Origin of the sequence: Paractinoplanes deccanensis, from assembly GCF_016862115.1 — a bacterium.
Taxonomy (GTDB): Bacteria; Actinomycetota; Actinomycetes; order Mycobacteriales; family Micromonosporaceae; genus Actinoplanes; species Actinoplanes deccanensis.
On the sequence record NZ_BOMI01000148.1, the window covers coordinates 100,586 to 125,207 of the forward strand.

Sequence of the window (24,622 nt, forward strand, 5' to 3'; positions counted from 1 at the left end):
CCAAGTCAGCGCAACACAAGTGTCTGCAGGACGTGGGCGATGTGGTGGGAAGTGCTCCAGGACATCCAGCTGGCCGGGCTGCCGCCACCCCGGGCCGTGCGGGCTCGGCGGGCGAGCTCGGCGTCGCCCCAGGAGAAGCGGGCGCCGGTGGGTGGCCAGTGTGCCGAGGTGACGAGGGTGCGGCACAGGTCGTGGCATCGGTCGTCGCTGCGGCCGCCCCGGCGGGACCAGCGATAGATCCACCAGTTGTCCTCGTCGGTGTAGCGCAGGGTGGGCAGCTGGCGGTGTCGCTGCACGCCGAGGCGCCGGACGGGGGACGTGACGCCGTAGTCGGCGTAGCCCACGCCCGGCTCGGCCAGCCGCTGCCAGACGCGGGCGTCGAGACGGCCGACGGTGACCGGGCGATCGGTGGGCAGATCGTCCAGATTGGGCGGCATGGCGCCGGACGCCACGCTGACCGAGCGCCACGGCATCGAGCGCGCCCACCGCAGCACCCGGCGGCACTGCTCCTCGAACCGGTCGGCGTGCGACACGCAGGCGGTCTCGGCGAGGTCGATGAGCAGGTCGACCTCCTCGGCCTGAAGGCCCGCGCCGCTCAGCATGCGGCCGGTGACCTCGTTCGCCTGGGCCGGGTTGGCGGCGTCGACATGGGGCTGGAGACGGAGCACGGCGCGTCCCAGGTGCATGCGCGCGGCCAGGCCGTGCGCCACCAGCCGGCGGCGGCTCTCGTGCGCCCGCAGGACCGGCAACATGGCCACGCCCAGGCCGGCCAGCTCCTCGGCGAGGTCGAGCGACGGGGTCGCGGGCGGCTCGGGAGCGGCTCTCTCGGGAACAGCGCTGAAGTCGACTGCGATGGCCCCGGTGCGCGGCGGCAATCTGCGCAGCAACGACGCGACCGCGGAGATCTCGTCGACCTCCAGGATCGGCGTGACCCGGGCGGCGTCCTCGGCCGCCAGGTGGGTGAGCGCCGCCAGCTCGCCGCGGCGCGGGCGCAGGATCGGCCGGTAGACGCCGTCCTGCATGGACCCCGCCGTAGTGAAGACCGCCATTCACTTAAAGTAGCGGCTATTGTCGGCTAAGCGACACCGCTCGATGCAAATGTGCGAGGATCGCCTGATTTGCCTCCCAGCCGTCGGGGAACTTCACGGGAACGTTGAGGTGCACCGGCTCGGTCGACGGATGGGCGTCGAGCAGCTCGGCGATGCCCTCGCGGGCCACCACCACGCACGCGTGCCGATGTCGCGACGTGAGCACGCAGAGGCGGCCCGACTCCAGGTGGAACGCGGTCGCGTCCTGCCGGCCGGAGAGCGGGTGCAGCACGATCGTCAGGTCGTACTCCCGGCCCTGAAGCCTGTTGGCCGTGTCGACGGTGACCCCCGCCGCCTCGGCGGGCAGCAACGAGCGGATCACCGCGACCTGATCCCGGTGGGCCGCGCCGATGGCGATCCGGTCGGCGGTCAGCGGGCCGGTGCCCGACTCGGACGACGCGACAGCGTGGCGAGCCAGGGCCCGCACGGCCAGGGCGGCGCAGGCGGAGGCGGCCTCGGCATCGGTACGGACGGTGAAGCGCGCGGGCAGCTCGTGCAGGCCCCAGCCGGTCTCGGCGGCCACGTCGAGCACCTCGTCGAGCGGCTCGGTGGCGCCCCGGCTGAAGGCGAGGCTGCGGTCGCCCGGCCCGGTGCCCGACCGGAAGCCGGTGAACGGATAGAAGGCCTCGGCGACGACCGGGGCAGCGGTGTGCGGCAGCCGCCAGGACACGGGCAGGCGGTGCACCGGCAGGTCGGGGTTGTGCCGCAGCAGCACGGCGACGGCGCTCTGCATCGGGTCCCAGGAGAGGCCGGTCCAGCGGTCGACCTCGACGGTGGAGAACGGGTCGAGCTGGCCCGGGTCGCCCACGAACAGGGCGCGCAAGAAGCGGGGAGCGACGCGGAGCAGGGCGTCGGAACGCATCTGGTACGCCTCGTCGACGATCGCCCACGGCCAGGAGCCCTCGGTGACGGTGGCCCACTTCGCCGCCGTGCCGATGGTGACGGCGGGCGAGCCCAGCTCGGCGACCTTGGCACCGACCCGGCACCGCGGATGATCGCGAACCCGGTCGGTGGGCTCGTAGTCGACAGCGGACAGCCGGCCGACCGCGACCTCGGGCGAGCGGGCGCCGAGCCGGGCGATGAGGTCGTCGACCTGTTCGTTGGTCTGGGCGACGATCATCAAGGGCTCGCCGCTCGCGGCCAGCTCGCCGGCCGCGCGCACCACAAGAGTCGACTTGCCGGCGCCGGGCGGGGAGTCGACGACCACGCCGCGATGGTCGCCCTCGCGCAGGTCACGCAGCACGGCGTCGATGACACGGGCGGCCTCGGCGGCCGGGCTCAGGGGCTGGTGCGCAGTCACCGGGGCACCGTAGCGCGGTCTTCGGGGTGGTCGGGGGTTATCCACAATCCGCGTTGTCCACAGGGGGTGTGCGGCGGGTTCGGGGCGGGCTGTGTCGGGGCGGGCTGTGTCGGGGCGGGCTGTGTCGGGGCGGGCTGTGTCGGGGCGGTGGCGCGGGTTCCGGCGGCCGCGGGGCCGATGTGGACGGTGAAGTGTCTTAGGTTTTGGGCCGTCCGGGGAAGCTGGCACTGACGGAAATCTGACAGCGGAGCAGTCGTGGATCGTCTAGCGCTCCGCCGCGTTCGGGAGGCCGTCGAGAGTTTCGCGGACCGTGATCTTCAAGTTGATCTCGGGGCCGGAAATGGGAGCGTTCACAAATCATCCGGGGTGCTCCGGGCCCTCACTTCGCGGCCGCGCGGTATCGCAGGTGAGGGCATTGTGGATCGTCACGGTAGGTGGATGTTTGCTTCTCCGTCACGGACTTGAAATATCTGAGTGATTCACTGTCCGTACCGGTCGAATAGCGAAGCCGACATGCAACTTGCACGTGCGGTTCGCCGTGCAAGTTGCATGTTTCGCAAGGTTCCGACCTGCTGCTCCGTCGCCGTGGCAACGTTTTGATCGTCGCTCTCGATTTCATTCACGGGCGTTTTTGGGATCTAGTAAAGGGAACTCTTCCAGTCGATCACCGGAAGTGGAACTCTTCTAGCCAGCAGTAACGCCAGCGACACGGACGGTGGTGGTAACGAATGCGCCCAGACGTTCTGGTCGGTCCGAGCGAGTGGGTGGTCGAGCAGTTCGGCGACAAGGTTGCCGGCGAGCTGTGGACCCGGGTGCCTGAGGCGTTGAGCACCGCGATCGATCGCGAGGTTCACGCGCACCCCGCCATGACGCAGACTACGGAACGAGTGCTCGCGAATCCGCGATGGCCGCTCCCTTACGAGGAGCTGGTGCTCTTCCTCGGCACGCTACCCGGCGCCGAGATCATCAGTGTCCCGAAGTCGGTCTATCAGCTCGTGGTCCTCAACGGGCACGTGGTCGTGCCGTGGTGCTACGGGCAGTCAGCCCGCGACTCGATGCGCGACGCGCCGGTCGGCCGGTCGTTCGGCCGCCTCGCCCGTGAGCTCCTGCGCCGGTTCGGCCCGCCGTGGCGGCGGTCCCAGGCCGAGTCGCCCCTGCCGCTCGACGCCGTCGACGAGCGCGAGGTGGCCAAGATCTGCGCGGCGATCGCGAAGATCGACCCGAAGCCCGAGGTCGTCATCGCCGGCTACGCGGGCGCGCCCAACCTGGGCCTGCTCCGCGCCTGCCTCGGCGAGATCAAGTCGACCGACAACGGCTCGCTCAATTGGAGTCACCTCGACGACCTGCCGCTGCCGCCTCCCGTGATCCCCCGCCCGCGCCGCATGCAGTTCCCCTGACGCGGCCCGACAGCCTGTGAACGCCCCGGTCACCACCGGGGCGTTCTCTATATAACTGGGGTCATGAGCTATGTGGTCACCGGAGGCGGCCGCGGCATCGGCCGCGCGATCGTCGAGCGCCTCGCCGCGACGGGCGCGACAGTCGTGGTCGTCGAGTTCGACCCCGAGGCGCTGAGCTGGGCCTCCGGCGACGACCGGATCGTGCCCATCATCGGCGACTCCCGGGACGAGGACGTGGTCGCCCGCGCGGCGTCGGCCGCGGAACCGTTGCGGGGCTGGGTGAACAACGCCGCGATCTTCGCGGACGCCTGGCTGCACGAGACGCCGGCCGCCGAGATGAGTGCCCTGATCGCGCGCAACGTCGACCCCGTTCTCGCGGGGTGCGCCGCGGCGCTGCGGAGCTTCCTGGCCGGCGGCGGTGGCGGTGCCATCGTCAACATCTCGTCCCACCAGGCGCAGCGGCCGGTGCGCGGCGCCTTCGCCTACGCGACGGCCAAGGCGGCCGTCGAGGGACTGACGCGTGCGCTTGCGGTCGACTACGGGCGTTTTGCTGTACGGGTGAACGCGCTCGCCCTCGGATCGATCGCCACCCGGCGATCGGACTCGCACGTCGCGTCGCTGCCCGCCGAGGAGCGCGCCGGGTTCGAGCACGAGATCCGCCTGCTCCAGCCGCTCGGCCGGATGGGGCGCCCCGAGGAGGTGGCGGACGCGGTGGCGTTCCTCCTCTCCGACCAGGCCGCCTTCATCAACGGCGCGGTGATCCCGGTCGACGGTGGTCGATCGGCGGTGGGCCGCGACCCGGAGGAACAGGACGCGGACGATCACCAATTCAAGGGCCGGGAGGAGGGGTGAGGCGGCGCAAGCAACGTGGACAGCGCCGCAAGGAGAGGTGAGGCGGGGCAGGCGAGGGCGCGCCGGGTGAGCGCGCCCCCAGGGCCGGCTAAGCGAGGTCGGCGGTGCGGAAAGGCTCCACGCGAGCCCGCATGTCGGCGTACGTGGTCAGCAGGAACGGGGCCACGACGACGCCGCTGACGAGGGCGGAGGCGACAGAGGTCACGCCGCCCGTGATGCCGGTCGGGTCGAGGGCCGTGATGAAGCCGGAGATGCCCTCGATCACCGCGAGCGCGATCTGCACGGCGGCCAGGGTGGCGACGCGGGCGATCGACGAGCCGAAGTCGCCGTGGAAGAGGCGGAAGGCCCGGCCGATCGCGGCGCCGCGCTCCACCAGGACGATCACCGGGAGGGTGGCCAGGGCCGCGCCGACGTAGAAGGCGGGGAGCACGCAGAGGAGGAAGCCGACCAGCACGACGAGGCCCCCCAGCAGGCCCCAGCCGGCCAGGGCGGGCAGGCGGCGCAGGCCGGTCCGGAGCGCGGCGGCGATGGAGACCGGGCGGCCGGTCGCGTGCTGCACCGCGACGTCGAGCGTGGCCAGCTGGACGAGCAGGGACAGCAGGATGGCGGCCAGCACGATCGGGAGCAGGACGGCCAGCGCGGTGGCCACGTCGTCGCTGTCCCACGAGTCGGCGAAGCCGGCCGGCGTGAAGCCCACCCCGAAGATCACGGCCAGCACCAGCAGCGGCGCGGCGCCGATGAGCTGCACCAGGGCCATCGGGCGCCAGGCCGCCGTCAGCAGGGCGACGGTGCGCTGCCACCAGCCGTTGTAGTCGGCGCTGACCAGCGGGTCGGCCGGGCCGGCGTGGAACGTCGCGCGGGCGCCGGCGGTCCACGGACCCTGGTAACCGGGCGGTGGCGGAGCGTAGGGCGGCGGCTCGGGCGGGCCGGTGAGCGGCTGATAGCCGGGCGGCACGGGATACCGCGGCGGCGGCGGAAACTGCCCGGGCGGGACGGCAGAGGGGTCCGGGTCGTCCGGCGGGGTGGTGCTCACGTGGTCACGCTCCAAGATCAGGGGCGGTCACCATAGCGGTTCGGCGTGCGGCGCGGACGGGACCGGGCGTCCTAGACTTCGGAGGATGTCCGAGCAGCTGGAGTCGCCCACGACGATCCGGGACCGGGCCGTCGCGGTCGCCGACTATCTGCTCGCCGTGCGCGCCCAGATGGATCGGCCCGCCCGGGTCGTGCCCGCCGACGCGTACCGCCTCGATGAACTGCCCGACCACCCGGCCTGCCAGACCGGTCCGGCCGGCGACGGCACGTCCTGGCTGCGTGTCGGGCTTCCCGCCCTGCCGCCGCCGGTCGCCGTCCCGGCCGCACTGCGCCGCCACCTCCGAGGCGACGTGACGGCCGGCGAGGAACCCGCGCCCGACAAAAGCGGCGACGTGACAGCCGGCGAGGAACCCACCCCCGAAGAGCCCGGAACGGACTTCGAAACCTGGCGCGACGAGGTCTGGCGCCCCTGGGCCTACGCGACCGGCGAGGCCGAGAAGGCCCGCACCCTGCACCGCCGGCTCTTCGACCTGATGCACCAGATCGACATGAGCGCCGCCACCACCGAGCTGGTCTGGGGGCACGGCCTGCTCGAGACCGTGGTCAACGGCGAGCGCGTGCGCTACCCGCTGGTCGCCACGCCCGTGCTGATCGAGTACGAGCCCGACCGCTCCCTCGTCACCGTCTCGCCCGCCGGGCCCTCCCGGCTCCAGACCGATGCCCTCGCCGGCCTCGACGAGCGCTACCTGAGCCAGCTCCTGGGCCTGGCCGGCCCGGCCGGCACGCTCGAGGTCGACCTCTGGAACGACCTGGAGCGGCGCGAGCTCTTCGAGCGGGCGCTGGGCCGCCTCGGCTACGACCGGCTGATCACCGGGGCGGAGACCTCGCTGCCGCACATCAACGACGTCGGCGTGCTCTTCGCGCGCCCCAAGCAGCGGCTGCTGCGCGGCTTCCTCGAGAGCCTGCGCAACCGGCTGCTGGCCGGCGACACCGCGAGCATCGGCGCGCTCGCCGCGATCGTCGCGCACGAGCCGAGCAAGCTGCGGATGCCCGACGACCGGCCGGAGAGCTGGCGCCGGGTCGGCGAGCGCCTGCTCATGCCGCTGCCCACCAACGAGGCGCAGGAGTCGATCGCCCGGCGCCTGGCCCAGCACCGCAACGTGGCCGTGCAGGGTCCGCCCGGCACCGGCAAGACCCACACGATCCGCAACCTGATCTGCCATCTCATGGCGAACGGCAAGCGGGTGCTGGTCGTCGCGCAAAAGGAGGACCCGCTGCGGGTGCTGCGCGACGGCCTTCCCGAGGAGATCCAGGCGCTCTGCCTGGCGGTTCTGGGGCGCACCACCGATCAGCTCGTCCAGCTCCAGCTCGCCGCCCGCGAGCTGGCCGACCGTGCCGCCACTTTGGACCGTGACGCGGAGGCCCGGCGGGTGGAGCGGCTGACCGGGCTGCTCGAGGAGGCCGAACGGGAGCTGGCCGCGGCCCTCGGCGGCCTGCGCGCGATCGCGGAGAACGAGGCGGTCACGTATCCGATCGACGGGGCTCCGCTGACTCCCGTCGAGGTGGGCGCCTGGCTGCGGGAACGGGCGGCCACGCGCAGCGGCATCCCCGATCCGGTCGACGGTCCGCCGCCCCTGGACGCCGCCGAGCTCCAGGCGCTGCTGGCCTCCGCCGCACGTCTCTCGCCCGCCGACCGGGCCGCCGCCCTGCGCCCCCTGCCGCGCACCGATGATCTGCCGGACGCCGCCGGGGCGGCGCGGACCCGGGCCGAGCGGGACGTGCTCTCGGCGCGGGTGTCGCGCTTGGCGTCGGCCGGGCTCGATCTTCAGGCCGTACGGGGTGAGGACGTCGCCGCCGTGCGGGCCGGCCTGCACGACGCGCTGACGTGGCTGCGCCGGCGCGAGGGCGCCTGGACCGACCGGCTGGGCCGGCTGCTCAACGACCCCCATTGGCGCGTGGTCTGGGCCGATCACGTGGCCGCCACCGAGGCGCTGCTGGCCGAGCTGGCCACGCTGACCCGCACGCTGGCCGGCCATCCGGTGACCGTCCCGGGCGCGTACGCGGCGGAGCCGAAGCGGCTGCTCGCCCAGCTCGCCGAGGTGCGGCAGCGGTTCGCGAGCGGCCGGGGGCTGAGCCGGCTGCTCCAGGCCGCCCTCTACCGGCTCGCCGACGAGGTGCGCGTGGACGGCGAGCCGCTGCGCACGGTCGAGGACGTCGACGTGGCGGCCGCGTCGGTGCGGCGCGAGCTGGCGCGGCAGCGGCTGGGCGGCCACTGGGCCGAGTGGATCGGCCGGCTGACGATCCCGGCGCCGGCCGGTGACCCGGAGATCTGGGCGGGCACGCTGCTGGCCGAGGCGCGGCAGTCGCTCGACTGGGACGTGCACCAGTGGCCCGCGTTGGCCGGGCGGCTCGCTCACCTCGTACCGCAGCGAGACCTTGACCTCGACACCCGCAATCTCGCCGAGGTCGCGGAGCTGCTCGACGGGGCCGATGCGGTCGCCGAGCTGGACGCGCTCGACGGGCGGCGCCGCGAGATCGCCGAGCGGCTGGCTCCGTGGCGGCGGCTCGCGGAGGCGTGGGACACGCTGGACGGCTGGGACGCGGAGCTGGCCGAGGCACGCCGGATCGAGGAGATCAGACCCGAGGCCCAGCGGTACGCCATGCTGCGCGACCGGCTGCGCCCGGCGGCTCCCGAGTGGACCGCGTCGATCGAGGCGGGACGGGTGCCGGCGGTCTCCGGGCAGGCGTGTCTCGACGCCTGGCAGTGGCGGCGGGCGCAGACCTGGTTCGACGAGGTGATCGGCAGCGTCGACCCGGCCGTGCTGGCCAAGCGGGTCGAGAGCGCCCGCGAGAAGATCCGGCGGCGGACGGCCGAGCTGGTCGTGGCGTCGGCCTGGCTCGAGGTGTCGCGCGGGCTGGACGATCGGCGACGGGCCGCGCTGGCCGACTGGACCACCGCCCTCCGCAAGATCGGCAAGGGGACCGGGCGGACCGCGGCGGCGTGGCAGGCGCACGCGCAGCGGGCCATGGAGCAGGCCGTCGAGGCGGTGCCGGTCTGGGTCATGTCGGTCGACCGGGCGATCGAGCAGTTCGCCGGCGGCGCCCGGTTCGACGTGGTGATCGTCGACGAGGCGTCGCAGGCCGACCTCTTCGCGCTGCCGGTGCTGTCGCTGGCCGAGCGGGCCGTGGTGGTCGGCGACGACCAGCAGATCGGGCCGCAGCTCGGCTTCGTCGGCACGGTCGCCGGCCTGATACACGGCCATCTCGGCGACGTGCCCTCGGCCGAGCACTTCGACCCGGAGTCGTCGCTCTACGACCACGCGGTGCGGCGGTCGCCGGAGCGGATCCTGCTCACCGAGCACTTCCGCTGCGTGCCGCAGATCATCGAGTTCTCGTCGCGGCACTACTACGACGGCAAGATCATGCCGTTGCGGGCGGACCGGCCGTCGCTGGCGCCGATTCGCACGGTCTTCCTGCCCGCCGGGGTGCGGCAGCAGCTGTCCGGCTTCGGCGACGTGAACGCGGACGAGGCGCACGCGCTGGTCGCGCAGGTGGCGGCCATCGTGCGCGATCCGGCGTACGCGGGAAAGACGCTCGGCGTGATCTCGCTGCTGAGCACGAGCGGGCAGGCGCCGTACCTTCTTCATCTGCTGCGCGAGGAGATCGGCGAGGACGAGATCCAGGCGCGGCGGCTGCGCGTGGGCGACGCCTACACGTTCCAGGGCGACGAGCGCGACGTCGTGCTGGTGTCCATGGTGGTCTCCGACAACGATCCGCGGGTCGCGGCTTTCACCAAGCGTGAATATCACCGCCGGGTCAACGTCGCCGCGTCCCGTGCCCGGGACCAGCTCTGGATCTTCCACTCGGTGCGGCCGGGCTCGCTGCTCGCCGACGACGCGCGGGCGCTGCTGCTCTCGTACGCGCTGCACCTGACCCCGGCCGAGGAGGCGGCGGACCTGGCCGGGCGCTGCGAGAGCGACTTCGAGCGCGAGGTGCTCAAGCGGCTGCTGGCGCGCGGGTTCCGGCCGATCCCGCAGTTCCGGATCGGGGCGTACCGCATCGACTTCGTGCTCAACGCGCCGGACGGCCGACGGCTGGCGATCGAGTGCGACGGCGACGCGTACCACGGTCCGGAGCAGTGGGAGAGCGACATGCGCCGCCAGGCGGTGCTGGAGAGGGTGGGCAACTGTGTCTTCGTCCGCATCCGGGGCAGCATCTTCGCCCGCGAGCCGGAGGCGGCGATGAGCCCGCTCTGGCAGCGCATCGCCGAGCTGGGCATCGTCGCGCCGCCGCGCCGCACGGTCCTCGAGGTGGGGCAGTGGCAGGGCTCCGGCTCGCCGACCGCGGCCCGGCTGGCCGACGGGGCGGCCGAGCTGGCCCGCCTGATCCCGGCCGACCGGCGGGTGCGGGTGCCGGTGACCGACTCGCTCGGGGACAATCTGGCGGCCGTCCGGGCCGCGGTCACCGACCCGCCCGTGGTCACGGCCGGCGGCGACTGCGGTGTCGAGCTGGCCCCGATCGAGGCGGCGCTCGACCGGTACGGCGACGGGCTCGTGGTGGTCTGGTTCGACGCGCACGGCGACCTCAACACGCCGGAGTCGTCGCCGTCCGGCGCGTTCCACGGCATGGTGCTGCGCGCGCTGCTCGGCGAGGGCCCGGCCGATCTGAAACCGCGGCGCGTGCTGCGGCCGGACCAGGTGGTGCTGGCCGGCGTCCGGGCGCTCGATCCGGCGGAGCAGGAGTACATTACCGACAATTCGATTATTGTCGCCCCGGTCGCCGACGTCGCCCCGGCGGTGGCCGCGGCGGGTGCGCGGGCCGTCTACATCCACATCGACCTGGACGTGCTCGACCCGTCCACGTTCTCGTCGGTCGGCAGCCCGGCGCCCGGCGGCGTCACCCCGCGCCGGCTCGCCGAGGCGGTGCGGGCGCTCACCGAGCGGTTCCCGCTCGCCGGCTTCGGCATCACCGAGTACGAGCCCGCCGACCCCGCGGACCGCGACGTGCTCGCCGGCCTGGTGCGCGCGATCTTCTGAGCCGCCACCCGGTAAGCCGCAGCCATGGAGCTGTCGCCTTGTGGGCCGACGCCTTGGAGCTGCCGCTTTGAGCCGCCGTCTGTGGGTCGCCGCTGGTGAGCGGCCCGCGCGTCAGCGGGACGCGAGATAGGCGGCGATCGCGGCGGCGGAGCGGCGGCCCGAGGTGGTCAGCACGTTGTGTGCCGCGCCCGGGATGGTCACCGACGTGCCGCCGGTCATCTCGGCCACGGTGGTGCGCCAGCTCAGCGGCGCCACGGTGTCGAGGCCGCCGCCGAGCACGAGCGGCGCCACCGGCAGCCTCAGCAGGTCCTTCTCGACCTCGTTGCGCACCGAGTGGCCCACGGTGGCGAGCACCCGCCACGGCTTGGCGTCGGCCACGTCGCGCACCAGGATCGGCGCCTGCCAGGGCGCCTCGACCAGCGTGTCCACCAGCCAGCGCCCGATCAGGCCGCGGCGGCTGCGGGCCCGCGGGTCGGTGGTCGGGCCGGCCAGCACCAGGCCGGCGACCGCGCCGGGCCGGCGGACGGCGAGCCGGGCGGCCACCTCCGCGCCGAACGAGTGCCCGACGAGGCACGCGGCGCCCACGCCCCGGGCGTCGAGCCAGTCGCTCAGGAGATCGGCGTGCGCGCTGACGTCGTACGCGCGAAAGGGTTTGTCACTGAGCCCGAAGCCGGGCAGGTCGGGCACCACCACGGGATGCCGGGCGGCGAGCGCCCGCGCCGTGGGCATCAGGTAGCGATGCGAGACGGCGAGGCCGTGCACGAAGACGACGGGCACACCGGCGGCGTCCTGTGCGGCCGTGTCGTGGATCCGCAGCCCTCGCGCGAGTGTCCAGTGGCGGCGGAAGACCATCCTCCTGCTCTACCCGCTGCGTGGACCGATATGCCCCGCATGAATCGGATCGGACGGGGCATTCCGGACGCCCACGTGCCGGAGGAGGACCATGATCGACGACACCGCTCGGCTGCTCGGCGAGCTGCGGGCCGACCCGAGCCTCGCCATGATCGGCCACTCGCTCGACTACTACTACGGCGACGCCGGCCGGGCCGCCGCGATGGACGCGTTCTACCGGCGCTTCGTCCGCCCGGGTGATCTCGTCTTCGACGTCGGCGCGCACGTCGGCGACCGGGTCGCGAGCTTCCTGCGGCTCGGCGCCCGGGTGGTCGCCGTCGAGCCGCAACCGCCGTGCGTGCGGGCGCTGCGCCGGCTGTACGAGGGCCGGCCCGTCCGGATCGTCGAGGCCGCCTGCGCCGACCGGCAGGGCAGCGTCGCGCTGCACGTCAACTCGGCGAACCCGACCGTCTCGACGGTGTCGGAGCGCTTCGTGCGGGCCGCCGACGGCGCCGGCGGATGGGAGCGCGAGACGTGGGACGCCGAGGTCACCGTGCGGACCGTGACCCTCGACGCCCTCATCGGCGAGTTCGGCGCCCCGTCCTTCATCAAGATCGACGTCGAGGGGTACGAGGACGCCGTCCTCGCCGGGCTGAGCCGCCCCGTCGCCGCGCTGTCGTTCGAGTTCACGACGATCGCCCGCGACGTGGCGGCGCGCTGCCTCGACCGCCTCGCCGTCCTCGGCTTCACCGGCTACGACGTCTCGCTCGCCGAGACCATGGCGCTGGACCTCGGCCGCTGGGTCACCGGCCGGGAGATGCGTGCGCACCTCGCCGGCCTCCCGCACGAGGCGAACGCGGGCGACGTCTACGCGGTGACCGTCTCGGTCAGCTCGATGCGGGCCTTGACGCGGCAGTAGTTCGACAGGAGCGTCACCAGGGCCGGGCCGTCGATCAGCTCGAGCGGGCGGCCCGCCAGCGCCTCGTACGCCTCGGCCTCGATGCCGCCGAGCGAGACCAGGATGCCCTTGGTCGCGCCCGCCGCGCTCACCGCGCCGGCCAGGGCGTGCACCGCGGCGCCACCGGCCGCGGGGCCGCGCGTCGCGAAGACCACCACCGGGCCGCCGAAGATCGGCCGGGGGTCGGTGGCCACCCAGCGCACACCGGCGCCCGTGCGTGACGGCGTGCCCATCTGCAGGCCCATCACCCCGAAGAGGTCGGCGAGCTGCTGCTCCCACGCCGGGTCGGAGAGGGTGACCAGGTTGGGCCGCTCGTCGATCTCGGCGAGCACGTTGAACTCCTCGGTGAAGTCGCGGTCGGCGTCCCGGTCGAAATCGATCTTGGGGGAGATGCCGGCGAGCTCGTCCGGGCTGGGCGAGAGCACGCCCTCCAGGTGCTTCACGCAGGCGACCGGGTCGACGCGGCGCAGCTTGATCGCGGCGAACGTGTCGCGGGCGGTCTTGAGCGAGACGAGGCACGGCCGCACGAACTGCCCCGTACGCCGGTCGATGCTGTCCACGATGCCGTTGAACGACACCTGCCGCACCAGCCCGCCGCGGTCCGCCTCGATCACCTCGTGGATCGTGCGCAGGGTCACCCGGGCGATCACCTCCACGTACCGGCTGCGGATCTCGCCCTCGTCGCGGGGCACCGCCGTCAGGTCGTCGCGGATGCGGTCGTAGCGGTACTCCTTGACGATCGGCACCACCTCGATCGGCGGCAGGTGGTACTCGATCAGCAGGTGCTTCTGCTTGGGCAGGTAGGCCAGCCGGAAGTGCTGCGGGAAGTCGTCCGGGTAGACCGAGTTGCCCAGCACCATGGCGAAGTACTCGACCACGGAAGCCGGGTCCGCGGCGGCCACCGCGGCGGCGAAGCGGTCCACCTCGGCGTTGTAGGCGGCCATCTGCTCCTCGTGCTTGCGCACGCTCTCCTCGTACTGCCGGCGGCGGGCCTGGAGCTGACGCTTGCGCCGCTGTTCGCCCTCCACCCACCGGGCTCGCGCCTCCTCGTAGGCGCGCCGGGCGCTGGCCGTCTGCTGCTGCCGCAGGCGGTCGCCGCCGAGGATCTTGCCGACGCCGCGTGGCTGCGGCGGCACGTAGCTGTCCCACCGGGGCTCCGGCAGCGGCCGGCCGAGCGGGCCGGGGTCGAACGGCGGCACGACGACCGGCTTCTTGAAGACCTGGAGGTCGATGTGGTCGTCGACGTCCAGGGTGGAGAGCAGCAGCGTGTCGAGGTCGCTGAGCCGGGCCCGGATCTCGGCGTTGGCCGCGGCGGCGTCGGCGTTGCGCGCGTCGACGTAGAGCCGGCGGCGCTCCCGCTGCCGCTCGGTGTCGGAGGCGGCCTGCTGCGCGGCCGCTATGGCCAGATCGGCATTGCGGCGGATCAGGTCGCGCTGCTGCGCCGCGGCGGTGTTCGCCCGCTGCTCGGCGGCCGCCTGGGTGGCGTGCACCCGCTGCATGTTCCGAATGATGCCCATGCCTCGCCCTTTGCCTCTACTCGCGTAGGTCCGATGGCCACCATATCCATCCTCTACGGATCTGGTTACGCGGCGCGTCCCTCGTAGCGCGTAGCGTGCATGCCAGTCCGCCGAGACGGGTAGGAATCGCGGTAGGTTCCACGATCGGTACAGGTAGTGACTGTCTGTCATGGAACTGACCGGATTGCTTCGCAACAATTACGCAGCGCAGTGGTCAACCGATCGGCTAATTCCCTACTCTGATCGGGCGAGAAAGAGCAGCTCGCGGTTTTGTTGGCAAGCCGCGCAAAACATTGGAGCGGACGTCCACTGTTATATCGACCCCGTGACGGGTCGTAATAGTTCAGGGGGCAGGGGAGACGCGGGGAGGTGGCGCGCGCGATGGTGGCACCGGACGAGCACCGGCATGTCCCGCCGCGGCTTCCGGAACAGCGCAGCCCCGCCGACGACCAGCCCGCCGAGCGCGCGGCCTGGTTCTCGTACACGGCGAGCGGCGACCGCATCGTGTGGTCCGCGGCGCTGCGCGAGATGCTCGGGCACCCGCCCTCGCAGGACGAGGTGAGCCGCAAGGTCCTGGTCCGCTACGTGCACCGCGACGACCATGCCAAGGCGCTCGGCGCGATCACGGCGGCGTGGACCAGCCGCAGCACGGTGCGCACCACCGTGCGCCTCATGCGCGCCGACGGCGGCTGGTTCGACGTGGACTGCCGCGTCGAGCCGGTGAAGAGTCCCGACGGGACGGTCCGCGGCATCCGCGGCACGATCACCGACGTCTCCGCCCGCGAGCGCGCCCGCCGCGAGATGGATCGCCTGGCCCGCCGCGGCGAGACCGTCCAGGACTCGCTCATCGAGCCCGACCCCGCCACCGGCCTGCTCACCCGGGCGCGCTTCGCCGACGAGGTCGACCGGGCGATGCGCCGCGGCGGCGGAGCGGTGCTGGTCATCCGCGTGCAGCCGGAGAGCGCCGGCCGTCCCGAGCGCAACGCCGACCTGCTGCACCGGGCCGCCCGCGTGCTCGAGGGCGTGGTGCAGGAGGGCGCCCTGCTCGGCCGGGTCGGCCCCAACGAGATCGGCCTGCTGCTGCCCGGCACCTCCTGGCCGATGGCCCGCCGCGAAGCCGAGCTGCTGGTGCAGGCGCTGCGCTCGCAGACGTTCGTGCTGACCGACACCTGGCTGCGCGCCGAGGCGTGGGGCGGGCTGGTGCGCTTCACCCCGGACGGCGACGCGGGCAGCCACGAGCTGCTGATCGACGCCGAGCACGCGTGGCGGCAGTCGCGCGAGGCGGACCGGCCGCTCACCCTCGTCGCCCACCCCGTGCCGGCGCGCGACCGGCAGGGCTCCTACCGCACACGGGTCGCCACCGCGCTCGACACCGACCGGTTCACGCTCTACGCCCAGCCGATCCTGGAGCTCCAGAGCAACACGGTCACCCGGCACGAGCTGCTGCTGCGGGTGCTCGACGAGGCGGACGGCCCGCAGTCGCCGATCCAGGTGCTCGACACCGCGGAGCGGCTCGACGCGGTCTTCGACATCGACCTCTGGGTGGTCGAGCGGGCCATGCAGCTCGCCGCCGAGCAGCCCTCCACCTGCCTGCAGATCAACCTGTCCGGCCGCTCGGTCGGCGACCCGCGGCTCACCGACGAGGTGGAGCGGCTGATCGGGCAATACCGGGTGAAGCCCGAGCAGCTCACCTTCGAGATCACCGAGACCGCGCTGATCGGCAACCTGAGCGAGGCGCGCCGGTTCGCCGACCGGGTCCGCAACCTCGGCTGCGAGCTGGCCCTCGACGACTTCGGCTCCGGCTACGCGTCCTTCCGCTACCTGCGGATCCTCCCCATCGACCTGGTCAAGATCGACGGTGAGTACGTGGTCGACCTGGTCGGCAACCCGCAGGACCAGGTGCTGGTGCGGGCGCTGGTGCAGGTCTGCCAGGCGTACGGTATCCACACCGTGGCCGAGTTCGTGCAGGACGAGCCCACCCTGCGGCTGCTCCGCGAGCTCGGCGTCGACTACGTGCAGGGCTACCTGATCGGCCGCCCGGCGCCGGTCGTCGAGGGCCGATTGCATACACCCTGAGCGGGGTATACGTCAGCGCATGGAGCACTTCACCATCGCCACCGTCGCCGAGAAGAGCCCGGACTTCCGCCGCGTGCTGTGGACCGGCAAGCACACCCAGCTGGTGATCATGACGATCCCGCCGGACGGCGAGATCGGTGAGGAGGTCCACGAGGTGGATCAGATCCTCACCTTCGTCAGCGGCACCGGCAAGGCCATCGTGTCGGGGCAGACCCGCAACGTCGCGCAGGGCGACCTCGTCGTGGTCCCCGCCGGGCACAAGCACAACTTCCTCAACACCGGCCCGAACCCGCTGGTCCTCTACACCGTCTACGGCCCGCCGGAGCACGCCGACGGCGCCGTGCACAAGACGAAGGAAGAGGCCGACCGGCTGGAGGAACAGGGCAAGGACGAGCCGCCGCAGAGCTGACCGTCGCGGCCGTGCGCCGCGGGAAGGCACGACACCGGGACCGGCCGTGGCCCCCCAGCCAGCCGGTCCCGGCGCCGTGCCGAGGAGAGCAAAGTTCCCGCGCAGCGTACCCAAGCCAGAGCCGAGCGTCGATGTGTTCCACCCGGATCGTGACCTTCGGGCAGACCTTCACTAACCTTCCTGCATGACAGAGCCTCGGCCACGGTGGTTGTCCGACGAGCAGCAGCAGACGTGGCGCCGCTTCGTCGAGGTGCTCATCCGGGTGCCCGCCGCGCTCGAGGCCCAGCTCCAGCGCGACGCCGGCCTGACCCACATGGGCTACATCGTGCTCGTCTACCTGTCCGAACAGCCCGGCCACCGGCTGGCCATGAGCCGCCTGGCCAAGTCCGTCAGCGCCTCCCTCTCCCGCCTGTCCCACGTCGTCGCCCGTCTCGAAGGGCAGGGCTGGGTCCACCGCGAGCGCGACCCCGACGACGGCCGGGTCCAGATCGCCGTGCTCACCGACGAGGGCTACGCCAAGGTCGTCGCGACCGCACCCGGGCATGCCGAGGCGGTCCAGCAGCTCGTCTTCGACCGGCTCACCCAGGCCCAGGTGCGCCAGCTCGCCAAGGTGGCCGCCGCGCTGCTCGAGGCGCCGGTCGAGGTGCGGGTCCCGTCCGACCGCTGACGCCCGGTCCCCGGGCCCCTACGCTGGGGCGATGAGTCAGCGAGTGCAGGGCGTCATCGCCCGCGGCAAGGGTGCCCCGGTCGAAGTGACCACCATCGTCGTCCCCGACCCCGGCCCGGGCGAGGCCGTCGTCACGATCCAGGCGTGCGGCGTCTGCCACACCGACCTGCACTACCGCGAGGGCGGCATCAACGACGACTTCCCGTTCCTGCTCGGCCACGAGGCCGCCGGCGTGGTCGAGTCGGTCGGCGCCGGCGTCACCGAGGTCGCGCCGGGCGACTTCGTGGTGCTCAACTGGCGGGCCGTCTGCGGCGAGTGCCGGGCCTGCCGCAAGGGCAAGCCGTGGTACTGCTTCGCCACGCACAACGCCACCCAGAAGATGACCCTGGAGGACGGCACCGAGCTCTCCCCGGCGCTGGGCATCGGCGCGTTCGTCGAAAAGACACTGGTCGCCGCCGGGCAGTGCACAAAGGTGGACCCGCGGGCGCGGCCGGCCGCGGTGGGCCTGCTCGGCTGCGGCGTGATGGCCGGCATCGGCGCGGCCGTGAACACCGGCGGCGTCACCCGCGGCGACTCGGTCGCCGTGATCGGCTGCGGCGGCGTCGGCGACGGCGCGGTGGCCGGGGCGGCGCTGGCCGGGGCCACCACGATCATCGCGATCGACACCGACGAGCGGAAGCTGGAGTGGGCCAAGGGCTTCGGCGCCACCCACACCGTCAACGCGCGCGGCACCGACGTGGTCGCCGCGGTCAAGGAGCTGACCGGCGGCTTCGGTGCCGACGTCGTCATCGAGGCGGTCGGGCGTCCCGAGACGTACGAGACGGCGTTCTACGCCCGCGACCTGGCCGGCACGGTGGTGCTGGTCGGCGTGCCCACCCCCGACATGAGGATCGAGCTGCCGCTGCTGGAGGTCTTCGGGCGCGGCGGAGCGCTCAAGTCCAGCTGGTACGGCGACTGCCTGCCGACCCGCGACTTCCCCATGCTGACCGAGCTCTACCTGCAGGGACGGCTCGACCTCGACGCCTTCGTGACCGAGGAGATCGGACTCGGCGACGTCGAGGCCGCCTTCGACAAGATGCACACCGGCGGCGTGCTGCGGTCGGTGGTGCTCTTCTAGGCCGCCTTCGCGTAGGCCGGCACCGATCGGTCGGCGAGCAGGTCGAGGGCCAGGGCCGCGGTCCAGCTGAAACTGGGCGCGCCCAGGCCCTCGCCGGTCTCCGGGTGGAAGTACTCGAAGTGGCCGTTGCGGTGCACCAGGCGCACCATCGCGGCGCGCAGGTCCTCGGCCTCGTCGCGCAGCCCGTGCACCATCAGGCCCCGGCGCAGCAGCCAGTTCGCGTTGATCCAGACCGGGCCGCGCCAGTAGCGCATGGTGTCGAAGTCGGCCGCCGTACGGTCGTAGCTCGGCACCGGCGTACCGAACCGCTCCGAACGCATCGCGTCGAGCACGCCCGCCACCCGCTCGGCGGGCAGGTCGGGCAGCATGAGCGGCACCAGGCCGCTGACGCAGCGCGCCGCGGTCAGCCGGCCGGTGCGCACGTCGCGGGCGTGGAACATGCCGGTCTCCGGGTTCCACAGCCGCGCCACGATCGCCGAGGTGATGTGCTGGGCGCGCTCCCGGTGGGTGTCCGCCTTGCCGCCGAGCCCCAGCACCCCGGCGATCTGCGCCAGCGCCAGCTCGGCGGCGCCCAGGATCGCGTTGAACGAGGGACACTCGACAGCGAACGCGTGCCGCTCCAGCAGCCCGGTGTCCGAGTAGTCGCCGGCCCGGTAGCTGATCACGAGACCCACATAGCGCGCGTAGTCGGTGTCGGTGGGCCGGTGCGCGGCGTGCGAGACGGCCAGGTCGCGCCGGCGGTAGACGGAGAGCAGCGACAGGTCGGCCGGCACGTTCGCCAGCGCCGCGTCCCAGGCCGGGCTGTTGTCCAGGCCCGACTCCCACGGGTGCACGATGCTCGCCAGGCCACCGCCGCCCAGGTCACGCTGCCCGGTCAGATAGTCCTGCTGGGCGACCAGGCGAGGATAGAGCCACTCCAGCTCGGCCCGCGCCTGCTGCGCGCTCGCGGCACCGTGCGCGGCCGCCCGCCGGTAGACCTCCCAGGCGGCCACGGCGTGCAACGGCGGCTGCACGATGCCGGTGCTGCCGTGGGCGGGCCTGCTGCCGTACGAGGGAACGCCCCAGAACGCGGGACCGGGAAAGTAGTCGGCCTCGGCCATCGCCGGGTCGAACACGATGTGCGGCACCCGCCCGTCCGGCCACTGCGCCTCGAAGAGGCTGCGCAGATCGCGCCAGGCCCGGGTGGGGTTGACGTAGGCCAGACCGACCGCGATGAAGGCGGTGTCCCAGCTCCACTGGTGGGGGTAGAGGCGTCGGGAGGGGACCATGTGATCGCCGGCCCAGTTCGTCTCGAGGACGCTTGCGGCGGAGTTCCAGAGTTCGGCAGACATCTCAGTCATCGGTGCGGTCGGGGCGTGGTCGGGGTGCATCTAACCAGAAGACCTTTCCGCTTCAGACGCCGGTAAACCCCGATCGGCTCACCGGCCCTCCGCCTGAAGGGAACCCGCCGTTCACCCCCACGTCACGGACACGCGGTCCGTCAGAGCGTCGCCCGGGCCCGTTCGTCGCTGGCCTCCGTGTTCGCCAGCCAGCAGGCCGCGCCGAGCGGCGCCCACCCGAACGACTCGCATTGCGCGACGACCTTGCGGACCATCTCCGGGGCCGCCTCCGGCCACCTCACGAAGCCGTCGTCGCCGAGGTCACCCGCGACCATCAGCCCACCGACGACGCTGGCCGGCGGCCCGCCGCGCGGGGCGGACCGGCCGGCATCTCCCTCGCCGTTGCCGGTGGAGCCGGGCGGCCTCCGTGCCACGGTCACCCCCGGCGAGGTCACGTCACAGATCGGCGACTGTCGATCTCAATCTGGCCGGGGGGTGCAACTCGGGGGTGGCGCGCGTCAGTTCAGGTAGCCGTAGTTGTCGCAGGTTCGGCGTTGGAGGATGCAGTTCTTGGTGCGCTTGTTCATGGCGTCCTCGTCCCACATCACGAAGGCGTCGCCGTGCATCGAAGAGGCGCTCTTGAGGTCCCTGTCGGACGAGAGGTAGTAACCCTGGGGGGTGCCCTTCACGCCGTACTGGATGTCGAAGGTGAGGGCGGGGATGCGGACCGGATGGCCGGCGGGGCAGCCCTCGCCGGTGCCGAAGGCGACGTGGCTCTTGTGGTCGGGGCTGTCCAGGTGCTTGCCGTCCCAGCAGTCGGGGAACTGCAGCATGAAGTGCAGGGTGGCGTCGCCGCCGCAGATGGGCCAGTTGCCGTTGGTGCTGCGGGCGATGCCGTCGAGGTCGCCGGGGCCGTAGAAGGCGCAGTAGAACTGGCCCTGGGCGCCGCGTGGGGTGGGCACCTTCTTCTTCGCGTCGCCGGCGACCATGCGCAGGCCGTTCGGGAGCGGCATCATGCCTTTCGAGTCGGCGCGCAGCGAGCGGTAGTAGACCCGGAAGCCGGTGGTCTCGACGGGCTTGCCGGTGGCGTTGTCGTAGAGCGTCGGCACCCAGTACGCGGAGTGGTCCTGCACGGGCTTGCAGGTGGTGGCCGTGAACTTCATCAGGTCGCCGGCGGTGGTGCCCGCGTCGACGGCCTTGTTGCCGACGAAGGAGTGCATGTGGGAGGCGCCCGGCAGGCCCGGCTGCACGATCGGGTCGTCGGCGAGCCGGTGACTGTACTGGCAATCCGCGCGGAACTCGGGGAGATCACCCACGCCGGCGGGCACGGGGTCGATCTTGCGGGATTCGTACGCCGTGAGCTGCTGCCGCCACGCGGCCTGGTCGACGGGGATCCAGCCGGCCTTCGCGGGCGCCTGCTTCGAGGTGGCCGTCGCCGAGGGTGTGGTCGACGGCGTGGCCGAAGCGGAGGGTGAAGCGGAAACGGAAGCCGAGACCGAAGCCGAAATCGAAGCGGAGGCCGGGGCCGAAGAAGCGGTCGTGGCCGGCGTGACGGAGGCCGCGGCTCCGACCAGCGATGCGGTGTCGTCGTCGCCACGCAGCGAGACCGCCGCCACCGAGACGGCGACCGCGACCACCGCCACTGCGGCGCAGACGGCGGTCAGCGCCCTGGTGGGCCGGCGGCGGTGATGGGGGATCGTCGTGTGCGGCACGACAGGGAGACGGCCGCCTCAGCGCGCGATAACAGAAAGCCAGAGCCGGCTGCGCCGGCCGGGGAGGTACGGCGAGTCCAGCCGCTTGGCGATGACGCCCGCCAGCCCCTGCGCGCGGGCCGTCTCGAGGGCGAACTCGCCGCCACCCGGGAAGTACGGCGGCGTCTGCCAGTGGTCGCCCGCGATCGACAGGCCCTCCAGCAGTTCGCGGCGCTCCGCGTAGCGCACGAGCTCGAGGGTGCTGTGCCCGTCGAGCCACAGCAGGTCGTACACCAGGAAATGCACCGGCGTACGCTCCGCCGCCCGCCTCGCCGCCGCGGAGTCCTTCGGCGCCTTGCGCCGGGCCAGCAGCTCAGGGGAGGGCCGCTGCCCGTCGAAGGCCACGATCTCGCCGTCGAGGACCGCCTCGACCGGTGCCAGTGCCGGCCCGAGGCCGCGGATCTCCGGATACCAGCTCGTCACGTCGCCGTCGGCCATCAGGCGTACGCGTCCGCCGCGCACGTAGGCCTGCGCGCGCCGGCCGCCCCAGGCGAGCTCGTATCCCCAGTCGGCGTCGTCGCGGGGCAGCTCGGCCGCGGTGACGGGCAGCATCGGCTCGACCGCGTCCGGCATGGACTCCCAGCCGGGCTCGGGCGGGTCCATGCGGCGGACCATCCAGTCGTTGCCGCCGGTCTGGAAGAAGACGTAGCGGCCGTGGGTGCGGTCGCCGTGGAACGTCACGCCGATCTCGTCGTCGCGCCACTTGTCGGCCTCGTACGTGCCCTGGTCGAAGATGGTCATCCGCCCGCCGCCGTACTCGCCGGCCGGGATCTCTCCGGCGAAGGTGAGGTATTCGAGCGGGTGGTCCTCGGTGTGCTTGGCCAGGTTGTTGTGGGCCTGCTCCTTGGGGAGGCCGCGCGGGACGGCGAAGGAGACCAGCACGCCGTCGCGTTCGAGGCGCACGTCCCAGTGCAGGCTCTTGGCGTGGTGCTGCTGGATGACGAAGCGGTTGCGGTCCTGTGTGGCCGGTGCAGCGGCGCGTTTGCGCTGGCGGGGGATGGGCTCCGGCGTCCGCCGGGCGTCCCGCTTGCTCCGGTACTCCGCCAGACGGTCCGTCATGACCCTATTTTTCCCCGCGGTGAGCAAAAGTACACCGATGTAATTTGTCATACGCCCATGCGAGGGTGGGGACATGGCGAGCCTTCTGAACAATTCGGACACGTCGATGATCGCGGGTTTCCCCCATCGGTGGCGCGGGGTAGTGTCTTGGCTCCAACGCGTGTCCGACCGGTGGGAGGCAGTGCTGCGATGACGTTGCGCATCCTCGTGGTGGGCGCCGGAATCGCCGGGCTCGCCGCCGCGCGCGCCCTGCGACTCGCCGGCTTCCGGCCGGACGTGGTGGAGGAACTGCCCGCGACCATGCTGCCCGGCGCCGGCATCTATCTGCCCGGCAACGCCTCGCGTGCGCTGCGCCAGCTCGGCCTCGACGCGCCGCTCCGGCCGCTCGGCGACCTCATCTTCCGGCAGGTCTTTCTCGACGCGCGCGGCCGCGAGCTGTTCGAGATGGACGTGGCGGGGCTCTGGGCCGGTGTGGGCGAGTCGCGCGCGCTGTCCCGCGCCGACCTTCAGCAGGTCCTGCTCACCGGCGTCGGCGGCGAAGTGCGCTACGACACAGCGGTGCGCGACCTCGAGATGTTCGACGGCGCGGCCAAGGTCGAGTTCGGAGACGGCAGCGTCGCGGAGTACGACCTGGTCGTCGGCGCCGACGGCCGCCGCTCGACGATCCGCGCCAAGGCCGGGCTCGGTGGTGCGGCCGACCCCACCGGTCAGATCGTCTACCGGGCCGTGGTCACCGGCGGTCCGCCGCTGAGCGACTGGACCGCGCTGCTCGGCCGGCGGTCGTCGTTCGTCGCCATGCCCATGGGTGGCCGCAAGATCTATTGCTACGCCGACGAGACCGCGCCCGACTCGCCCAACCCGGAGGATCCCCGGGCCCGCCTGCGTGAGCTGTTCGGCACCTTCGGCGGGCCGGTGCCCGCCATCCTCGACGCCATCGAAAAGGTGCAGGTCGCGCGCACGGACGAGGTCGTCCTGGAGAGCTGGTCGCGCGGCCCGGTGCTGCTCGTCGGTGACGCGGCGCACGCCACCGCGCCGACCCTCGCCCAGGGTGCGGCCATGTCGTTCGAGGACGCTGTCGTGCTCGGCGAGGAGCTGCGCGCCGCCTCCGGCGACGTGGCGGCGGCCCTCCGGGCGTACGAGACCCGCCGCCGGCCTCGATGCGAGGCCGTGCGTGACCGGACCCGTGAGCGTGATCGCACTCGCGATGTGCCACCCGCCCTGCGCGACCCGATGCTCCGGCGCCGCGGCCTGCGGATCTTCACGGAGCACTACCAGCCACTGGTCCCGCCGGCCTGATCGCCGAACGGCCTCAATGGTCACCCCCCGCCCGCCCTGCACAGGTGGGGGACTATTCTGCCTGCGAGGTACGCCTTTCACTATGGGCGCACTGAGCGGTACGTACGAGACAACGGAGGCTATTCGTGACGACCGTTGCGCCTAAGCCGATCGTGACCCGGCCCTACCCGGTCCGGCGGCAGGTCAAGGGTTCGGCATTCGCCCGGATCCTGCGCACGACGGACGCGAAGCAGATCGGGATCATGTACATGATCACGGCCTTCGTGTTCTACATGCTCGGCGGCCTGATGGCACTGCTGATGCGCACCGAGCTGGCTCGGCCGGGCATGCAGCTGCTCTCGCCCGAGCAGTACAACCAGCTGTTCACGATGCACGGCACGATCATGCTGCTGTTCTTCGCGACGCCGATCGTTTTCGCGTTCGCGAACTTCGTGGTGCCGATCCAGATCGGCGCGCCCGATGTGGCGTTCCCGCGGCTCAACTCGTTCGCCTACTGGCTCTACCTGTTCGGCGGCACGATCACGATCAGCGGGTTCCTCACGCCGGGTGGCGCTGCCGACTTCGGCTGGTTCGCGTACACGCCGCTCAGCGACTCGCTGCACTCGCCGGGCATCGGCGGCAACATGTGGGTGGTCGGCCTGGCCCTCTCCGGCCTCGGCACCATCCTCGGTGGTGTCAACCTGATCACCACGATCCTGACCCTGCGCGCGCCGGGCATGACGATGTTCCGCATGCCGATCATGACGTGGAACATCCTCGTCACCAGCCTGCTGGTGATCATGGTGTTCCCGTTCCTGGCCGCAGCGCTCTTCGCCCTCGCCGCCGACCGCGTCCTCGGTGCCCACGTCTTCGACGTCGACACCGGCGGCCCGATGCTCTGGCAGCACCTGTTCTGGTTCTTCGGCCACCCCGAGGTG

The 24,622-nt window shown here is 72.4% G+C and carries 20 protein-coding genes; 11 read left to right on the top strand and 9 right to left on the bottom strand.

The features are described from left to right. Nucleotides 1–5 precede the first annotated feature (5 nt). Complete coding sequence (locus Ade02nite_RS36910) at nucleotides 6–1,049, bottom strand: beta family protein (RefSeq protein ID WP_203773923.1); 1,044 nt, start codon at nucleotides 1,047–1,049, stop codon at nucleotides 6–8. Between the two features lie 16 nt (nucleotides 1,050–1,065). Beyond that, a complete protein-coding gene (locus tag Ade02nite_RS36915) occupies nucleotides 1,066–2,388 on the bottom strand; it encodes an AAA family ATPase (protein ID WP_203773925.1) in 1,323 nt (440 codons plus the stop codon). 728 nt (nucleotides 2,389–3,116) lie between these two features. Between Ade02nite_RS36915 and Ade02nite_RS36920 the strand changes: the two genes are divergently transcribed. Beyond that, nucleotides 3,117–3,785, top strand: coding sequence for a hypothetical protein (locus Ade02nite_RS36920; protein WP_203773927.1), 669 nt, complete (start codon nucleotides 3,117–3,119; stop codon nucleotides 3,783–3,785). Nucleotides 3,786–3,848: 63 nt separating this feature from the next. Continuing rightward, a complete protein-coding gene (locus Ade02nite_RS36925) occupies nucleotides 3,849–4,637 on the top strand; it encodes an SDR family NAD(P)-dependent oxidoreductase (protein ID WP_203773929.1) in 789 nt (262 codons plus the stop codon). An 88-nt stretch (nucleotides 4,638–4,725) separates the two neighbouring features. Here the strand turns inward: Ade02nite_RS36925 and Ade02nite_RS36930 are convergent, their stop codons facing one another. After that, nucleotides 4,726–5,670 (bottom strand): hypothetical protein, encoded by a 945-nt coding sequence (locus Ade02nite_RS36930; protein ID WP_203773931.1) that lies wholly within the window; start codon nucleotides 5,668–5,670, stop codon nucleotides 4,726–4,728. An 85-nt stretch (nucleotides 5,671–5,755) separates the two neighbouring features. Between Ade02nite_RS36930 and Ade02nite_RS36935 the strand changes: the two genes are divergently transcribed. Beyond that, nucleotides 5,756–10,705 carry an arginase family protein gene (locus Ade02nite_RS36935; protein ID WP_203773933.1) on the top strand — a complete coding sequence of 1,650 codons (4,950 nt, stop codon included), beginning with the start codon at nucleotides 5,756–5,758 and terminating at the stop codon, nucleotides 10,703–10,705. A 111-nt stretch (nucleotides 10,706–10,816) separates the two neighbouring features. Here Ade02nite_RS36935 and Ade02nite_RS36940 read toward each other — a convergent pair whose 3' ends face one another. Continuing rightward, a complete protein-coding gene (locus Ade02nite_RS36940) occupies nucleotides 10,817–11,557 on the bottom strand; it encodes an alpha/beta fold hydrolase (RefSeq protein ID WP_203773935.1) in 741 nt (246 codons plus the stop codon). Between the two features lie 91 nt (nucleotides 11,558–11,648). Here Ade02nite_RS36940 and Ade02nite_RS36945 point away from each other — a divergent pair, with 91 nt between their 5' ends. Beyond that, complete coding sequence (locus Ade02nite_RS36945; protein ID WP_203773937.1) at nucleotides 11,649–12,455, top strand: FkbM family methyltransferase; 807 nt, start codon at nucleotides 11,649–11,651, stop codon at nucleotides 12,453–12,455. On the opposite strand, the gene Ade02nite_RS36950 is transcribed toward Ade02nite_RS36945, so the two are convergent. Further along, nucleotides 12,404–14,011, bottom strand: coding sequence for a restriction endonuclease (locus Ade02nite_RS36950; protein WP_203773939.1), 1,608 nt, complete (start codon nucleotides 14,009–14,011; stop codon nucleotides 12,404–12,406). The two genes, Ade02nite_RS36945 and Ade02nite_RS36950, sit on opposite strands and share 52 nt — an antisense overlap. 381 nt (nucleotides 14,012–14,392) lie before the next feature. On the opposite strand from Ade02nite_RS36950, the gene Ade02nite_RS36955 reads away from it, so the two are divergent. The 4 genes from Ade02nite_RS36955 (at nucleotide 14,393) to Ade02nite_RS36970 (ending at nucleotide 18,280) form a co-directional block, all read left to right on the top strand. Then, nucleotides 14,393–16,087: an EAL domain-containing protein gene (locus Ade02nite_RS36955; protein ID WP_203773941.1), complete on the top strand. Its 1,695-nt coding sequence runs from the start codon at nucleotides 14,393–14,395 to the stop codon at nucleotides 16,085–16,087. Nucleotides 16,088–16,106: 19 nt separating this feature from the next. Next, nucleotides 16,107–16,496, top strand: coding sequence for a cupin domain-containing protein (locus Ade02nite_RS36960; protein ID WP_203773943.1), 390 nt, complete (start codon nucleotides 16,107–16,109; stop codon nucleotides 16,494–16,496). Nucleotides 16,497–16,680: 184 nt separating this feature from the next. Beyond that, nucleotides 16,681–17,163, top strand: a complete 483-nt coding sequence (locus Ade02nite_RS36965; protein WP_203773945.1) for a MarR family winged helix-turn-helix transcriptional regulator — start codon at nucleotides 16,681–16,683, stop codon at nucleotides 17,161–17,163. A 31-nt stretch (nucleotides 17,164–17,194) separates the two neighbouring features. Further along, nucleotides 17,195–18,280, top strand: a complete 1,086-nt coding sequence (locus tag Ade02nite_RS36970) for an S-(hydroxymethyl)mycothiol dehydrogenase (protein ID WP_203773947.1) — start codon at nucleotides 17,195–17,197, stop codon at nucleotides 18,278–18,280. On the opposite strand, the gene Ade02nite_RS36975 is transcribed toward Ade02nite_RS36970, so the two are convergent. The 3 genes from Ade02nite_RS36975 to Ade02nite_RS36985 form a co-directional block, all read right to left on the bottom strand. Then, nucleotides 18,277–19,611, bottom strand: a complete 1,335-nt coding sequence (locus Ade02nite_RS36975; RefSeq protein ID WP_203773949.1) for an amylo-alpha-1,6-glucosidase — start codon at nucleotides 19,609–19,611, stop codon at nucleotides 18,277–18,279. The two genes, Ade02nite_RS36970 and Ade02nite_RS36975, sit on opposite strands and share 4 nt — an antisense overlap. A gap of 149 nt (nucleotides 19,612–19,760) precedes the next feature. Beyond that, nucleotides 19,761–20,054, bottom strand: a complete 294-nt coding sequence (locus Ade02nite_RS36980; RefSeq protein ID WP_203773951.1) for a hypothetical protein — start codon at nucleotides 20,052–20,054, stop codon at nucleotides 19,761–19,763. Nucleotides 20,055–20,117: 63 nt separating this feature from the next. Further along, the gene (locus Ade02nite_RS36985; RefSeq protein WP_203773953.1) at nucleotides 20,118–20,927 is read right to left on the bottom strand and encodes a DUF1996 domain-containing protein; all 810 of its coding nucleotides are present in this window, start codon (nucleotides 20,925–20,927) and stop codon (nucleotides 20,118–20,120) included. 97 nt (nucleotides 20,928–21,024) lie between these two features. On the opposite strand from Ade02nite_RS36985, the gene Ade02nite_RS36990 reads away from it, so the two are divergent. Continuing rightward, on the top strand, nucleotides 21,025–21,288 hold the full coding sequence (locus Ade02nite_RS36990; protein ID WP_203773955.1) for a hypothetical protein: 264 nt from the start codon (nucleotides 21,025–21,027) through the stop codon (nucleotides 21,286–21,288). A 41-nt stretch (nucleotides 21,289–21,329) separates the two neighbouring features. Here Ade02nite_RS36990 and Ade02nite_RS36995 read toward each other — a convergent pair whose 3' ends face one another. Further along, the gene (locus Ade02nite_RS36995; protein WP_203773957.1) at nucleotides 21,330–22,409 is read right to left on the bottom strand and encodes a DNA polymerase ligase N-terminal domain-containing protein; all 1,080 of its coding nucleotides are present in this window, start codon (nucleotides 22,407–22,409) and stop codon (nucleotides 21,330–21,332) included. 189 nt (nucleotides 22,410–22,598) lie between these two features. On the opposite strand from Ade02nite_RS36995, the gene Ade02nite_RS37000 reads away from it, so the two are divergent. Then, complete coding sequence (locus Ade02nite_RS37000; RefSeq protein WP_203773959.1) at nucleotides 22,599–23,705, top strand: FAD-dependent monooxygenase; 1,107 nt, start codon at nucleotides 22,599–22,601, stop codon at nucleotides 23,703–23,705. A gap of 125 nt (nucleotides 23,706–23,830) precedes the next feature. After that, nucleotides 23,831–24,622, top strand: a 792-nt coding sequence (locus Ade02nite_RS37005; protein ID WP_203773961.1) for a cytochrome c oxidase subunit I, incomplete at its 3' end; no start/stop codon positions are given.